We start from the raw sequence: 14073 nt of genomic DNA on the forward strand, positions 1-14073 counted from the left end.
CGATGACGCGATGCACACCGAGCTTTCCGGCGAGGGCCCGCTCCACCGCCCCCGCATCCTCTTCGTCACGGACCTCGCCTACCAGGCCAAGGGCCGCCGCTACTGCGACGAGGACATCTACCTCACCACCCGCCTCCGCGAGGACTTCGACGTGGCCCTGTGCCACCCGCTGGACGCCGCGTCCCTGATGGAGACGGACGCCTTCGACGCGGTCGTCGTCCGCAACAGCGGCCCCGTCCTCCACTACCAGGAGCAGTGGGACGACTTCACGCGGCGGGCTGCCCGGTGCGGGGCCCGCGTCTACAACCAGCTCACCGGCAGGGCGGACATGGTGGGCAAGCAGTATCTGCTCGAACTGACGGAGGCGGGCCTTCCGGTCATTCCGACGGTCGACGATCCGCGCGACGCGCACCGGCTGCCGCAGACGCCGACGTACGTGGTCAAGCCGAAGGCGGGCGCGGACTCGATCGGCCTCGCCTTCGTGGCGCGGGACGAGCTGGCGGAGCTGACGCCGGGCCCGGACGGCATCCTGATCCAGCCGCGCGTCGACTTCGCGTACGAGGTGTCGTTCTACTTCGTCGACCGCTCCTTCCAGTACGCACTCCACGCGCCCGACCCCGCGAGGCGCTGGCACCTGGAGCGGTACGAGCCCACTGAGGCGGACCTGGCCTTCGCCCTCCGCTTCGTCGACTGGAACGCCGTCGACCACGGCATCCAGCGCGTCGACGCGTGCCGGGCCCCGTCCGGGGAGCTCCTCCTGGTCGAGCTGGAGGACCTCAATCCGTACCTGTCCCTGGACCTCCTCGACGAGGAGACGCGGGACGGGTTCGTGGCGGCGCTGAAGCGTTCGCTGCAGCGGCTCGTGACGGACCAGGCTCCGTGACCCCGCCACGGAAGGGCGGTCTCCCCTACGTGGGTTGCCGCAGGAACCCTGGTGCGGTGCCGCGGGTTCCGTCGGGAGCGGGACGGGCCTAGCCTCACAAGGGAGGAGACCCTGCGATGGCGCTCCTCCCGCGTGACCATCGCTCTCCGGTCCCGAGACCCCGGACCACCTGGGCCGTCCCAGCGGCCCGTGGCCGGAGCCGTACCGCCGACCTCGCACAGCCCCGGCCCACGCCCTGTCGGCCTGTCCAACCCGGGGCTCACTCCCGCGTGCCCCGGTGCCGAGAGGGCATGTGTGCGCACCGGTACGTGGAGGGGAGCCGCAACGCCGGCGCGCACACCCGGCCGCCGCCGACACCGGCGCCCCACGCCTCGGCGGCGGCCGTCCCCGCACGTCAGCCCCGCGGCGGGACCGGCATGTGCCCCTCGCCCAGGGGAGTGGTCGGCATGTGACCCTCGCCCTGCGGGCCGGTCGGGATGTAGCTGTCGCTCCGCGGGGCCACCGGCAGATGGCTGTCGGCGAGCGCGGGGCCCGCCGCGCCGCAGACGGCGGCGGCCGTCACGGCGAGGGTGGCGAGGGCTTTTTTGGTGCGGGTCATTCCAACTCCCTTGAAAAGGTGCAGCTTTCGGATGTCAGGGACGCTAATGGCGTATGGGACTGATGTTCGAGTCGTACGTGTGGTTCGCGCCCTTGAATGGCCTGAACCGGCCCCCGGCTCCGGGCCCCGCCCCCGGACACACGTCGGCCGCGGCGGCTCCCCCTCCGCGCCGCCGCGGCCGACCCCCGTCGGATGAAAGTCTCAGGCGTCCTCGGCCGGCGGGGCGGGCATGTGGCCGTCGTGCAGGACGGTGATGCCGTCCTTCGGCGGGGTGGGCATGTGGCCGTCGCCCTGCGGGGTGACCGTGCCGTCCTTGGGCGGGGCGGGCATGTGGCCATCCTTCTGGATGGTGAGGTCCTTCTTGACTTCGCTCATGGTGGCAACTCCCCTGGAAGTGACAGGTCTCTGGGGCAGAACGCCCGTTCGGCAACTCCCCCGAGGGTCGCCGAACGGGCGTTCTTGGGCCGCTCACCCTATCTGTGAGGCCCCATGCGACCCGTCTGCCCCCCGACGCGACGGATCGATGCGTAGAGAGTGGCAGCCCGCCATAAACGTTCGATGAACGCGGCGGGGGCGTCCGTCAGGCGGCCGCGACGGGGTTCAGGAGCGCGCGCACCTCGTCGGCCTCCACAGCGCCGGCGCCCTCGTGGATGGCCAGCGCTTCCCGCCAGCAGGCCCGCGCGCGGTCGAGCTGCGCGAGGCCGTCGAGGGACGTGCCGAGGAGCGTCAGGACGTTGGCGCGCATCCAGTCGCCACCGATGCAGCCGGTCGCCAGCGCCTGCTCCGCGTGCTTGGCGGCCAGCGCGGGACGCCGTGCCCCCAGGTGCACCTGGGCGATGCGGTAGTGCGAGGTCCCCTCCCAGAGCCGCTGCCGGTTCTCCACGAACATCCGCAGGGCGTCCGTCAGCTGGTCGAGGGCGTCGGCGTGGCGGCCCGCATGGCCGAGGCCGATGCCCAGGGCGTACTTCGCGTTGGCCAGCCGGAGGGTGAGCCCGAGGTCGTCGTAGATCTCCACGCCCTGTTCCGCGATCTCGATCGCCTTGGCCGTACGCCCGACGGAGACCAGCACGCGGGAGAGGTTGCACAGCGCGCTCGCCTCGCCGGGGCGGTTGTCGTCGGCACGGAAGGCCTCGATCGCCTGGAGGAAGTAGCTCTCGCTGGCGGCGTACTGCTTCATGCAGGCGGCCGCGATCCCCTGCTCGTTCGGCGCGTTTCCGCTGGTCCAGGGGTCTTCGGAGGTGACGGCCAGGTGCGCGGCGCGCGCCAGTTCGGCGGCCGCCGCCTCGAAGTGGCCGCCGATGCGCATGATGACCTGCGCGAGACTGACGCGCGCCCGGCCCTCGGCGCAGGCGTCCCCCGCCGCCTCCGCGGCGTCCCGTGCGGCCGCCGTGGCCAGCTCGTAGCGGAGCGAACTCGCACCGGACTCGGCCAGGTCCTTTGAGGCGAGCAGCAGATCGACGGCCCGCCGCAGCATCCCCGCCCCCAGCGACTGCTGCACGCACGCCAGGATGCAGGCCGCCTCGGCGTGCAGCCAGTCCAGGGCCTTCGTGTCGTCGGTGAAGTCCTGGCCCGCGTGTTCCGTGGGTTCCAGGTGGTCCACCGTGCGGTCGCCGGGGCGTTCTATCGCGTAGACGCGGGCCGCGGAGGCCAGGTAGAAGTCGAGGAGGCGGGACATCGCCGCGTCGCGTTCGCCGGGGGGCTGTTCGTCGCGTTCGGCGCAGGCGCGCGCGTAGAGGCGTACGAGGTCGTGGTAGCGGTAGCGGCCCGGTGCCGCGGATTCGACCAGGGACGTGTCGACGAGGGACTCCAGGACGTCCTCCGTCTCGTCCAGGGGGAGGTCCAGGACCGCCGCGGCCGCCGCGAGGGACAGGTCGGGGCCGTCCGCGAGGCCGAGGAGGCGGAACGCGCGGGCCTGGGCCGGCTCCAGCTGGCCGTAACCGAGTTCGAACGTCGCCTTGACCGCGAGGTCGCCCGCCTGGAGCTCGTCGAGACGCCGCCGCTCGTCCGCCAGCTTCGCCGCGAGCGTGGAGACCGTCCAGGTGCGGCGCGCCGCGAGCCGGGACGCCGCGATGCGGATGGCGAGCGGCAGGAAACCGCACGCCGCCACCACGTCGAGCGCGGCCTCACGCTCCGCGGCGACCCGCTCCTCGCCGACGATGCGGGTGAAGAGGAGCAGCGCCTCCTCGGGGGACATCACGTCCAGGTCGACCAGGTGCGCGCCCGCCAGGTCGACCATCCGGACGCGGCTCGTGACGAGCGCCGCGCAGCCCTCCATGCCGGGCAGCAGCGGCCGGACCTGCGCCGCGTCGCGCGCGTTGTCGAGCAGGACGAGGACCCGGCGCCCGTCGAGGACCGACCGGTACAGGGCGGCCCGCTCCTCCAGGGAGTCCGGGATCGCCGAGTCCGCCGTGCCGAGGGCGCGCAGGAACGCGCCGAGGACCGTCTCCGGCTCGGCGACGCGCGCACCCGCCCCCTGGAGGTCCACGTACAGCTGGCCGTCGGGGAAGTGGGCGCGCGCCACGTGGGCGACGTGCACGGCGAGGGTCGTCTTGCCGACGCCGCCGATGCCCGCGAGCGCCGAGACCGCCATCACGCGGCCCTCGGCGGTCGACAGGATGTCGCTCAGTTCGTTGACGAAGGACGCGCGGCCCGTGAAGTCGGGGACGGTCGCGGGGAGCTGCGCGGGGCGCACCACGGTCGTCGCGGGTTCCTGTGCGGGAGCGGACGGCTCGGCAAGGCCCGGATCCGCCTGGAGGATGCGCTGCTGGAGTTCCTTGAGGCCGGGCCTCGGGTCGACGCCGAGCTCGTCGGCGAGGAGGCGGCGCGTGTCCGCGTAGACCGCGAGGGCCTCCGCCTGGCGTCCGCTGCGGTACAGCGCCAGCATCAGCAGCTCGCGCAGCCGCTCCCGCAACGGGTGGGCGGCGGTCAGCGCGGTCAGCTCCGAGACGGCCTCCGCGTGGCAGCCCTGCTCCAGGTCCATGTCCAGGCGGGTCTCCAGGAGCTGGAGGCGCCATTCGTCGAGGCGGGTGCGCTGCGTGTCGGCGTACGGACCCGGGACGTTGGCCAGGGGCTCGCCGTCCCACAGTCCGAGCGCTCTGTTGACCAGCGACCGCGCCTGGCAGAGGTCACCCGCGCCGCGGGCCTTCTCCGCCGCCGACCAGAGGTCCTCCGCGGCGGCGAGGTCGAGCGCGCCTTCGGCGACCTGGACCGCGTACCCCCCGGACTCGCTGACGAGGACGCCGGGAGGCAGCACCTTGCGGAGCCGCGACGCGTACGTGCGTACCGCCGCCAGTGCCTGCGACGGCGGCTCCTCGCCCCACAGGGCGTCGATCAGTTCCGAGGCCGTGGCCGTGCGGCCGTCCCGCAGCAGGAGGGCCGCGAGCAGCGCCCGCTGCTGGGGCGAGCCCGTGTTGAGCTGGTCCGGGCCGTGCCAGGCGCGCACCGGTCCGAGCACGCTGAAGCGCGACGCCGGTACCTCGGGGGGATGCCCCTCGGTCCGCTCCTCGGGGGTGTTCCCCGAGGCCGGACGCCGCTGCTCCGGTACTCGCGGTACATCGACCATCGCTCCCCCTGCCGCCCTGCCGTTCCCAATCCTGCCGGTCGCGGACCTGCCCGCCCGCGGTGGTGCGTAAGCCGCCGTGCGGCCCTTTCCGTCGTGCATGGTTCTTGCTCCCCGCCAGTTTGCCTTGTTCATGGCGGATGCGTCAGCCGTGGGAGACGGCTCTCACAGGGTCCTCGCACGACATTCCGGATTGCTTCGCCGTCGCAGCCGCCCGCGTCCGACTAGCTGACGGGTCGTCAGATCGGCGCTACCGTGGCCGTATGGAGACCATGGAGACCCCGGAGACCTTCCCGAAGATCATCTCGGTGGACGACCACACGGTCGAACCTCCGCACGTCTGGCGGGACCGGCTCCCGTCCAAGTACCAGGACAGGGGGCCGCGGATCGTGCGCGCCCCTCTGCGGTCGATGTCCTTCCTGGGCGGCAAGTTCGCCCCGGTCATGGGGGAGAAGGGGGAAGACGGACCCATCGGGGACTGGTGGATCTACGAGGACCTGCACCGCCCCCTCACCCGCCTCGACACCGCCGTCGGCTACGACAGGGACGAGATCAAACTCGAGGTCATCACGTACGAGCAGATGCGGCCCGGTTCGTTCAGCGTGCCCGACCGCCTCGCCGACATGGACGTCAACCACGTCCAGTCCGCGCTCTGCTTCCCCACGTTCCCGCGCTTCTGCGGCCAGACGTTCACGGAGGCCAAGGACCGGGAGCTCGCGCTCCTGTCGGTCCGCGCGTACAACGACTGGATGGTGGAGGAGTGGTGCGGGCCGGAGGCGGCGGGACGCCTCATACCCCTGACGCTCATCCCGCTCTGGGACGCCGAGCTCGCCGCCGCGGAGGTGCGGCGCAACGCGGCGCGGGGGGTACGGGCGGTGGCCTTCTCCGAGATCCCCCCGCACCTCGGGCTGCCGTCCATCCACACCGACGCGTGGGACCCCTTCCTGCGCGCCTGCGACGAGACCGGCACGGTCGTCGCCATGCACATCGGCTCCTCCAGCAAGATGCCGTCGACCTCGGCGGACGCGCCGCCCGCCGTCGGCTCCACGATCACCTTCGCCAACTGCTGCTTCTCGATGGTGGACTGGCTGATGAGCGGCAAGTTCGAGCGCTTCCCGAACCTGAAGGTCATGTACGCGGAAGGCCAGATCGGCTGGATCCCCTACATCCTGGAGCGGGCGGACGTCGTCTGGGAGGAGAACAGGGGGTGGGGCGGCGTCGCCGACAAGGTCACGCGACCGCCCTCCGAACTCTTCGCGGAACACGTCTTCGGCTGCTTCTTCGACGACGCGTTCGGGCTGCGGAACCTCGACTCCATCGGGGTCGGGAACGTCCTCTACGAGACGGACTACCCGCACTCCGACTCGACCTGGCCCAAGTCCCGTGAGGTCGGGGAGTCCCAGATGGGTCACCTCTCGCCGGAGGTCGTGGACCGCATCGTCCGCGGTAACGCGGTGGCGCTCCTTGGCCTCACGGAAGCAGGCCTCTGGCCCGGCGCGTAGGTCTGTTCCCCGGCGCCGCCCAGCCCAGGCGGAACCCCCGACCCCGCCGCTCCGCGGCGCACCCCTCCCACCCACCCGCCCGTTCACCCCGCACCGCCTTTCCCGGGTAGGAGCACCGGCCCCGCCGCTCCGCGGCGGATGGCCCCCACCCACCCACCCGTTCACCCCGCTCCGCCCTTCCCGGGTAGGAGCCTCGACCCCGCCGCTCCGCGGCGGATGGTCCCCACCCACCCACCCGTTTGCCCCGCACCGTCCTGCGGGGGTAGGGGCGGGTGTTTGGGGCCAGTGGGAACAGGCGCGCATGCCCCCACCGGGCCGCACCCGCGCACGAAACGGGAGGGGACGTGGGGGTATGTGCGCACGCAGCACCGAGCGCACGGGGGCGGCCGGAAACATTCCACGCGGCGCAGGGATGGCGAGTACGGACATACCCCCGCGGCCCCGCACCCACAGACGAACCCCGCGCGCACCCGCCCCCCGAGCCGCACCCGCGCGCTCCCGCCCGCCGACGAATCGCGGGCGCAGCCGCCACCGGGCCGCACTCGCGCGCCCCGCCCCGCCGACGAATCGCGGGCGCAACTCGACACCGGGCCGCACTCGCGCGCCCCCGCCCCGCCGACGAATCGCGGGCGCAGCCGCCACCGGGCCGCACTCGCGCGCCCCGCCCCGCCGACGAATCGCGGGCGCAACTCGACACCGGGCCGCACTCGCGCGCCCCCGCCCCGCCGACGAATCGCGGGCGCAGCCGCCACCGGTCCGCACTCGCGCGCCCCGCCCCGCCGACGAATCGCGGGCGCAACCCGACACCGAGCCGCACCCGCGCACCCCCGCCCCGCCGACGAATCGCGGGCGCAGCCCGACACCGAGCCGCACCCGCGCGCCCCCGCCCCGCCACGCCCACGCCCCGCCACGCCCACGCCCCGCCTCCGCCCCGCCGACAAACCGCAAACACATCGCCCAAGGCGCCCCGCCAGACCCCTTGTCTGACGGGGTGTCAGGTATGAGCATGTGTTCGTACCCGACAAGTGACGGTGCGTCAGCTGGGCTGGCGGGAGAGTGGGTGGGGTGTGGGTAGTGGGGCGATGGTTTATGGGATGCAGTTGCCCGTGCAGTCGCAGAGTTCCATGTACGCGGAAGGGTGGGAGAAGGACGCCGGGCCCGAGGAGCTCGTGGAGATCGCCCGCGTCGCCGACCGCACCGGCTTCGCCTACATCGCATGCTGCGACCACGTGGCCATCCCCCGCCGCCTCGCCGAAGCCATGAGCACCGTCTGGTACGACCCCGTCGCCACCCTCGCCCACCTCGCCGCCGTCACCGAGAACGTCCGCCTGATGAGCCACGTCGCCATCGTCGGCCTGCGGCACCCCCTCCTCTCCGCCAAGCAGTACGCCACCCTCGACCGCCTCAGCGGAGGACGGCTGATCCTCGGCGTGGGCGCCGGGCACGTGCAGGAGGAGTTCGAGGCGCTCGGCGTCGACTTCGCGCGCCGCGGCCCGATCCTCGACGAGACGATCGACGCGCTGAGGACGGCTCTGGGGACGGAGGAGTACCCGGAGTACCAGGGCGAGACCTTCGCCTTCAAGGATCTGGGGCAGCTGCCACGGCCCGCCCAGGCCCGCGTACCCCTCTGGGTCGGCGGATCCTCCCCCGCCGCCGTCCGCCGCGCGGCGACCCGCGCCGACGGGTGGCTGCCGCAGGGCGACCCGCGCGACAAGCTGCCCGAGCAGATCGCGAGGCTGAAGCGGTTGCGCGAGGAAGCCGGGATCGCCGAGCCCGTCACCGTCGGCGCGATCACCGAGCCGCTGTACGTCGGGGAACCCGCCTGGCCCGTCGGCCGCCGCACGCTCGCCGGGAAGCCGGACGCCCTCGCCGAGTCCCTCCGCGCGTACGCCGCGATGGGCGTCGACCAGATCCAGGTGCGCTTCCGCAGCCGCGGACGCGGCGAACTCACCGACCAGATGGCGGCCTTCGCCGCCGACGTCGCCCCGCACCTCAATTGATCACCGTCGTCAGAACGTCCCCCACCAAGAGGAGTTCCCCATGGGCAAGCTGGACGGCCGCGTCGTCATCGTGACCGGCGCCGCGCGCGGACAGGGCGAGCAGGAGGCGCGCCTCTTCGTGGAGGAGGGAGCCCGCGTCGTCATCGCCGACGTGCTGGACGAGCAGGGCGGCGCCCTCGCGAAAGAACTGGGGGAGGAGTCCGCGGCGTACGTCCACCTCGACGTCGGCGTGGAGGACGACTGGCACGCCGCGATAGCCTCCGCCAAGGACGCCTTCGGCAAGGTGGACGGACTCGTGAACAACGCGGGCATCCTCCGCTTCAACGAACTCACCAGCACGCCCCTCGAAGAGTTCGAGCAGATCATCCGCGTCAACCAGATCGGCTGTTTCCTCGGCATCCGCACCGTCGCCCCCGAGATCGGCGCGGCCGGCGGCGGCACGATCGTGAACACCGCCTCCTACACGGCCCTCACGGGCATGGCGTACGTGGGCGCGTACGCGGCGACCAAGCACGCCATCCTCGGCCTCACCCGGGTCGCCGCCCTGGAGCTCGCGAGCCGCGACATCCGCGTGAACGCCGTGTGCCCGGGGGCGGTCGACACACCGATGACCAACCCCGCGCAGCTGGACCCGCAGGCCGGCCCGGCCGCCGACCCGGAGGCGGCGAAGGAGGCGGTCGCGGGGCTGTACAAGAAGCTCGTGCCGCTCGGGCGGATCGGGCAGCCGCAGGAAGTGGCCGCGCTGGCGCTGTTCCTGACCGGGGACGACTCGGCGTACATCACGGGGCAGCCGTTCGTCATCGACGGCGGATGGCTGGCGGGGGTCAGCGTCGTGTGACCCCGGCCCGGGACCGTCGCTGACGTTGCGTCAGCTATTGACGCTCCGGCGGGGCGGTGGAACAGTCGACCCATCGCAATCTGACGGGGCGTCAGAAACCGTCAGACCTCACGAGGACGGTGAACCTCCCTTGGAATTCGGTCTCTTTGTACAGGGATACGTGCCCGCCCAGCGGGCCAAGGTCGACCCCGAAGCGGAGCACAAGGCGCTCATCGAGGAGACCGAGTACGTCATCGAGGCGGACAAGTCCGGGTTCAAGTACGCCTGGGCGTCCGAGCACCACTTCCTGGAGGAGTACTCGCACCTCTCCGCCAACGACGTCTACCTCGGCTACCTCGCCCACGCCACCGACCGCATCCACCTCGGCTCCGGCATCTTCAACCCGCTCGCACCCGTCAACCACCCCGTGAAGGTGGCGGAGAAGGTGACGATGCTCGACCATCTCTCGCAGGGGCGGTTCGAGTTCGGCACGGGGCGCGGTGCCGGTTCGCACGAGATCCTCGGCTTCATGCCGGGCATCACGGACATGAACCACACCAAGGAGATCTGGGAAGAGACGATCGCCGAGTTCCCCAAGATGTGGCTGCAGGACGAGTACGTGGGGTTCCAGGGCAAGCACTGGTCCCTGCCGCCCCGGAAGATCCTGCCGAAGCCGTACGGGAAGTCGCACCCGGCCATGTGGTACGCCGCCGGGTCCCCGTCCTCGTACGCCATGGCCGGCAAGAAGGGCCTCGGAGTCCTCGGCTTCAGCGTGCAGAAGGTCTCCGACATGGAGTGGGTCGTCGAGTCGTACAAGACGGCGGTCAAGGAGGCGCTGGCGATCGGGGACTTCGTCAACGACAACGTCATGGTGACGTCGACGGCGATCTGCGCGGAGACGCACAAGAAGGCGGTCGAGATCGCGGTCGGCGGCGGCCTCAACTACCTCCAGTCACTGCTGTTCCGCTACCACGACACGTTCCCCCGGCCCGAGGGCATCCCCGAGTGGCCCGAGCTGCTCCCCGAGTACACCGAGGAGCTCATCGAGCTGCTCATCGCCGAGGAGCTGATGATCTGCGGCGATCCGGACGAGGTGCTCACGCAGTGCAAGCGGTGGGAGCAGGCCGGGGCGGACCAGCTCAGCTTCGGGCTGCCGATCGGGATCTCGCCCGAGGACACGAAGAACACGATCCGGTTGATCGGTGAGCACGTGATTCCGAAGATCGACACGGATCCGGTGCACCGGACGACGCGGTTCCGGCAGGCGGCCGGCGGCGCGTAGTCCCTCTGAGCCACCCCGGCTTCCCCCTCCCGGACGGGAAGCCGGGGTCCTGCCGGACGTTTTGCGGTGCCACGGGGTTGCCGTCACGGGGGCGAGCCCCCGGGCCCCCGTCGATCGCCCTCCGGGCTCGTCCTCAAACGCCGGACGGGCTGAATACCGAACCCCGAACCCTCGAACCCTCGAAAGGGGACGTCCCGTCATGCTCGACCACCTCATCAAGGGCGCGACCGTCGTCGACGGGACCGGTGTGCCCGGGCGCGTTGCCGACGTCGGGATCCGGGACGGGCGCATCGCCGTCGTCGCCGCGCCGGGCACCGTCACCGAGGAGGCACGGACCAGTGAGGACGCCCGGGGGCGTGTGCTCGCGCCGGGGTTCGTCGATCCGCACACGCACTACGACGCCCAGCTGTTCTGGGACCCGTACGCGACGCCGTCCCTCAACCACGGCGTGACCACCGTCGCGGGCGGCAACTGCGGGTTCACGCTCGCTCCGCTCCATCCCGAGCGGCCCGGCGACGCCGACTACACGCGGCGGATGATGTCGAAGGTCGAGGGGATGTCGCTCGTGGCGCTCGAAGAGGGCGCGCCCTGGACCTGGAGTTCCTTCGGGGAGTACCTCGACGCCCTGGAGGGGCGCGTCGCCGTCAACGCGGGCTTCATGGTGGGGCACTGCGCGCTGCGGCGGTACGTCATGGGGGAGGACGCCGTCGGCGGGCAGCCGTCCAATGAGCAGTTGGACGCCATGGTGCGACTGCTGCGCGAAGCGATGGACGCCGGTGCCTGGGGGCTTTCCACCACGCAGTCGTCCACCCACTCGGACGGCGACGGCCGGCCCGTCGCCTCGCGGCACGCGGAGCCCGCGGAGCTGCTCGCCCTCAGCCGTGCCGTCGGCGAGCACGAGGGGACGCAGATCGAGGCGATCGTCGCCGGGTGTCTCGATCAGTTCAGCGACGACGAGGTCGAGTTGTTCGTCGAGATGAGCGCCGCGGCGGGGCGGCCGCTCAACTGGAACGTGCTCACCATCGACGCCGCCGTGCCGGAGCGCGTACCCCGGCAGCTCGTGCCCAGTGAGCGTGCCCGCAAGGCGGGCGGCCGCATCGTCGCGCTCACCATGCCGATCCTCACGCCCATGAACATGTCCCTCGGCACGTTCTGCGCCCTCAACCTCATCCCCGGCTGGGGCGACGTCCTCGGCCTGCCCGTTCCCGAGCGGATCGCGAAGCTGCGCGACCCGGCCGTGCGGGAGGAGATGCTGGCGCGGGCCGCGAGCAAGGAGGCCGGGGTGTTCCGGCGGCTCGCGCGGTTCGACCGGTACGTCATCGGCGACACGTACTCCGCCGCCAACGAAGGGCTCACCGGCCGCGTCGTCGGCGACATCGCCGCCGAGCGCGGGCAGGAGCCGTTCCACTGCATCGTCGAGATCTGCGCGAACGACGACATGCGCACCGTGCTGTGGCCGATGCCCACCGACAACGACCCGGACTCGTGGGCGCTGCGCGCCGAGACCTGGCAGCACGAGGACGTCATGCTGGGCGGCTCGGACGCCGGCGCGCATCTGGACCGGATGTGCGGAGCCCCGTACACGACCCGGTTCATCGGGGACTGTCTGCGCGGGCGGCAGCTGGTCGGCCTGGAGCAGGCCGTGAAGATGCTGACCGACGATCCGGCCCAGCTGTTCGGGCTGCGTGAGCGCGGGCGGATCGCCGAGGGGTACCACGCCGACCTCGTCCTCTTCGACCCCGAGCGCATCGACGCGGGCAAGGCCACCCTCGTCCACGACCTGCCCGGCGACAGCCCGCGCCTCGACTCCAAGGCGATCGGCATCGACGCGGTCTGGGTCAACGGCGTCGAGGCCATTCGTGACGACGTGGTGACCGGGGCCGTGCCCGGGAGGATTCTGCGGTCCGGGCGCGACACCAGGACGGTGAGCACCAAGTGAGCGGCGACGGCACCCCGCGACGGCTGTTCATCGGTGGTGAGTGGGTCGAACCCGACGGCGGGCACTACGAAGTCGTCAATCCGGCCACCGAGGGCGTCGTCGGGCTCGCGCCCGAGGCGAGCGGCGAGCAGGTCCGCGCGGCGGCCTCGGCGGCCCGCGAGGCGTTCGCCGCCTGGTCGCGCACGACGCCGGAGGAGCGTGCCGGGATCCTGTCCCGCGCCGCGGGCATCCTGCGGCGCGACTTCGCCGCGCACGCCGAGCTCGCGCAGGCGGAGAGCGGCGCCACGACCGCGACGGCGCGCGGCATGCAGGTGGCGGTGGCCGTGGCGCGCTTCGAGCGGTACGCGAAGGGGGCGCTCGAACCGGTCGAGGCCGCGCTTCCGCCCCAGATCCATGAGGCCGGGCCCATGGGTGGGGCCGGTGTCGTGGGGGCGCTCGCCGTGCGCAGACCTGTCGGTGTCGTCACCTGCATCACCTCGTACAACAATCCCTGGGCGAACCCGGCGGGCAAGGTCGCGCCCGCCCTCGCCATGGGCAACACCGTCGTCGTGAAGCCCGCGCCGCAGGACCCGCTGTCCGTTTACGGGATGGCGGCGGCCCTGGAGGAAGCCGGTGTGCCGCCCGGTGTCGTGAACGTCGTGTCCGGCACGGACTCCGCCGTGGGCGAGGCGGCCGTCGCCTCCCCCGACGTCGACATGGTGAGCTTCACCGGCTCCACGGCCGTCGGGCAGCGCATCGGCGAGGTGTGCGGCCGCGACATGAAGCGGCAGCTGATGGAGCTGGGCGGGAAGGGCGCGGCGATCGTCCTCGACGACGCCGACCTGGACGCCGCGGTGGCGGGCATCGGCACGACGTTCTCCTTCTACAGCGGGCAGATCTGTACGGCGCCGACCCGTGTCATCGTCCAGCGAGGCGTGTACGAGGAGCTCCTCGACAGACTCTCCGCCTACATCGGCTACTTGAAGGTCGGCGATCCGGCCGCGCCCGGCACCGTCGTCGGACCCGTGATCTCCGCCGCCCACCGTGACCGCGTCGAGGCGTACGTCGAGGAGGGGCGCAAGGAAGGCGCGCGGGTCGTCGCGGGCGGCGAACGGCCTCTGTCGGACAAGGGCTTCTACGTCGCGCCGACCCTCCTCGCCGACTGCACGTCCGACATGCGGGTGGTCCGCGAGGAGATCTTCGGTCCTGTGGTGGTCGTGGTCCCCTTCGACGCGGACGGGCCCGAGGCCGCCGAGGAGACGGCGATCGCCCTCGCAGGCGACAGTGATTACGGCCTCATCGACTACGTGTGGTCGGGCGACGTCGCCCGCGCCTTCCGGGTGGCCCGTCGGCTGCGGGCGGGCGGCGTCGGCGTCAACACGATCGCGCGGAACATGGAGGCGCCGTTCGGCGGCTTCAAGAAGAGCGGGGTGGGGCGGGACGTCGGCTCGTACGCCCTGCACGCGTACAGCGAACTGCAGTCCCTTGTGTGGCCGGGGTGAGAGCGCGCCCCG

Annotated in this window: 10 protein-coding genes; 7 read left to right on the plus strand and 3 right to left on the minus strand. The window is 72.1% G+C overall.

Annotated features, from left to right (window positions below):
- The first annotated feature begins 10 nt into the window (after positions 1-10).
- Positions 11-883 carry a hypothetical protein gene (locus tag DEJ48_RS22415; protein ID WP_150217882.1) on the plus strand — a complete coding sequence of 291 codons (873 nt, stop codon included), beginning with the start codon at positions 11-13 and terminating at the stop codon, positions 881-883.
- A gap of 394 nt (positions 884-1277) precedes the next feature.
- Here the strand turns inward: DEJ48_RS22415 and DEJ48_RS22420 are convergent, their stop codons facing one another.
- The 3 genes from DEJ48_RS22420 to DEJ48_RS22425 all read right to left on the minus strand — a co-directional run bounded on the left by DEJ48_RS22420 (position 1278) and on the right by DEJ48_RS22425 (position 5043).
- Positions 1278-1481, minus strand: coding sequence for a hypothetical protein (locus tag DEJ48_RS22420; RefSeq protein ID WP_150217883.1), 204 nt, complete (start codon positions 1479-1481; stop codon positions 1278-1280).
- 201 nt (positions 1482-1682) lie between these two features.
- Positions 1683-1856 carry a hypothetical protein gene (locus DEJ48_RS39805; RefSeq protein ID WP_190537525.1) on the minus strand — a complete coding sequence of 58 codons (174 nt, stop codon included), beginning with the start codon at positions 1854-1856 and terminating at the stop codon, positions 1683-1685.
- A 205-nt stretch (positions 1857-2061) separates the two neighbouring features.
- Entirely contained in the window at positions 2062-5043 is a 2982-nt protein-coding gene (locus tag DEJ48_RS22425; RefSeq protein ID WP_150217884.1) for an AfsR/SARP family transcriptional regulator, read from the minus strand.
- A gap of 269 nt (positions 5044-5312) precedes the next feature.
- Between DEJ48_RS22425 and DEJ48_RS22430 the strand changes: the two genes are divergently transcribed.
- The 6 genes from DEJ48_RS22430 to DEJ48_RS22455 all read left to right on the plus strand — a co-directional run bounded on the left by DEJ48_RS22430 (position 5313) and on the right by DEJ48_RS22455 (position 14061).
- Positions 5313-6542, plus strand: a complete 1230-nt coding sequence (locus tag DEJ48_RS22430) for an amidohydrolase family protein (protein WP_150221313.1) — start codon at positions 5313-5315, stop codon at positions 6540-6542.
- Positions 6543-7624: 1082 nt separating this feature from the next.
- Positions 7625-8542 (plus strand): LLM class F420-dependent oxidoreductase, encoded by a 918-nt coding sequence (locus DEJ48_RS22435; RefSeq protein WP_150217885.1) that lies wholly within the window; start codon positions 7625-7627, stop codon positions 8540-8542.
- Positions 8543-8582: 40 nt separating this feature from the next.
- The gene (locus DEJ48_RS22440; protein ID WP_150217886.1) at positions 8583-9380 is read left to right on the plus strand and encodes an SDR family NAD(P)-dependent oxidoreductase; all 798 of its coding nucleotides are present in this window, start codon (positions 8583-8585) and stop codon (positions 9378-9380) included.
- Between the two features lie 130 nt (positions 9381-9510).
- The gene (locus DEJ48_RS22445) at positions 9511-10641 is read left to right on the plus strand and encodes an LLM class flavin-dependent oxidoreductase (RefSeq protein ID WP_150217887.1); all 1131 of its coding nucleotides are present in this window, start codon (positions 9511-9513) and stop codon (positions 10639-10641) included.
- 199 nt (positions 10642-10840) lie between these two features.
- On the plus strand, positions 10841-12580 hold the full coding sequence (locus DEJ48_RS22450; RefSeq protein WP_150217888.1) for an N-acyl-D-amino-acid deacylase family protein: 1740 nt from the start codon (positions 10841-10843) through the stop codon (positions 12578-12580).
- Positions 12577-14061, plus strand: a complete 1485-nt coding sequence (locus tag DEJ48_RS22455; protein WP_150217889.1) for an aldehyde dehydrogenase family protein — start codon at positions 12577-12579, stop codon at positions 14059-14061. The genes DEJ48_RS22450 and DEJ48_RS22455 overlap by 4 nt, the downstream gene beginning before the upstream one ends.
- Positions 14062-14073: the final 12 nt, after the last annotated feature.

The organism is Streptomyces venezuelae (assembly GCF_008642315.1).
Lineage (GTDB): Bacteria > Actinomycetota > Actinomycetes > Streptomycetales > Streptomycetaceae > Streptomyces > Streptomyces venezuelae_D.

What these genes read in the sequence shown, in the direction of transcription:
- DEJ48_RS22430 (WP_150221313.1), top strand. Translation starts at nt 5,313, where the DNA reads ATGGAGACCCCGGAGACCTTCCCGAAGATCATCTCGGTGGACGACCAC.
- DEJ48_RS22425 (WP_150217884.1), bottom strand. Translation starts at nt 5,043, where the DNA reads ATGGTCGATGTACCGCGAGTACCGGAGCAGCGGCGTCCGGCCTCGGGG.
- DEJ48_RS22435 (WP_150217885.1), top strand. Translation starts at nt 7,625, where the DNA reads ATGGTTTATGGGATGCAGTTGCCCGTGCAGTCGCAGAGTTCCATGTAC.
- DEJ48_RS22440 (WP_150217886.1), top strand. Translation starts at nt 8,583, where the DNA reads ATGGGCAAGCTGGACGGCCGCGTCGTCATCGTGACCGGCGCCGCGCGC.
- DEJ48_RS22420 (WP_150217883.1), bottom strand. Translation starts at nt 1,481, where the DNA reads ATGACCCGCACCAAAAAAGCCCTCGCCACCCTCGCCGTGACGGCCGCC.
- DEJ48_RS22415 (WP_150217882.1), top strand. Translation starts at nt 11, where the DNA reads ATGCACACCGAGCTTTCCGGCGAGGGCCCGCTCCACCGCCCCCGCATC.
- DEJ48_RS22450 (WP_150217888.1), top strand. Translation starts at nt 10,841, where the DNA reads ATGCTCGACCACCTCATCAAGGGCGCGACCGTCGTCGACGGGACCGGT.
- DEJ48_RS39805 (WP_190537525.1), bottom strand. Translation starts at nt 1,856, where the DNA reads ATGAGCGAAGTCAAGAAGGACCTCACCATCCAGAAGGATGGCCACATG.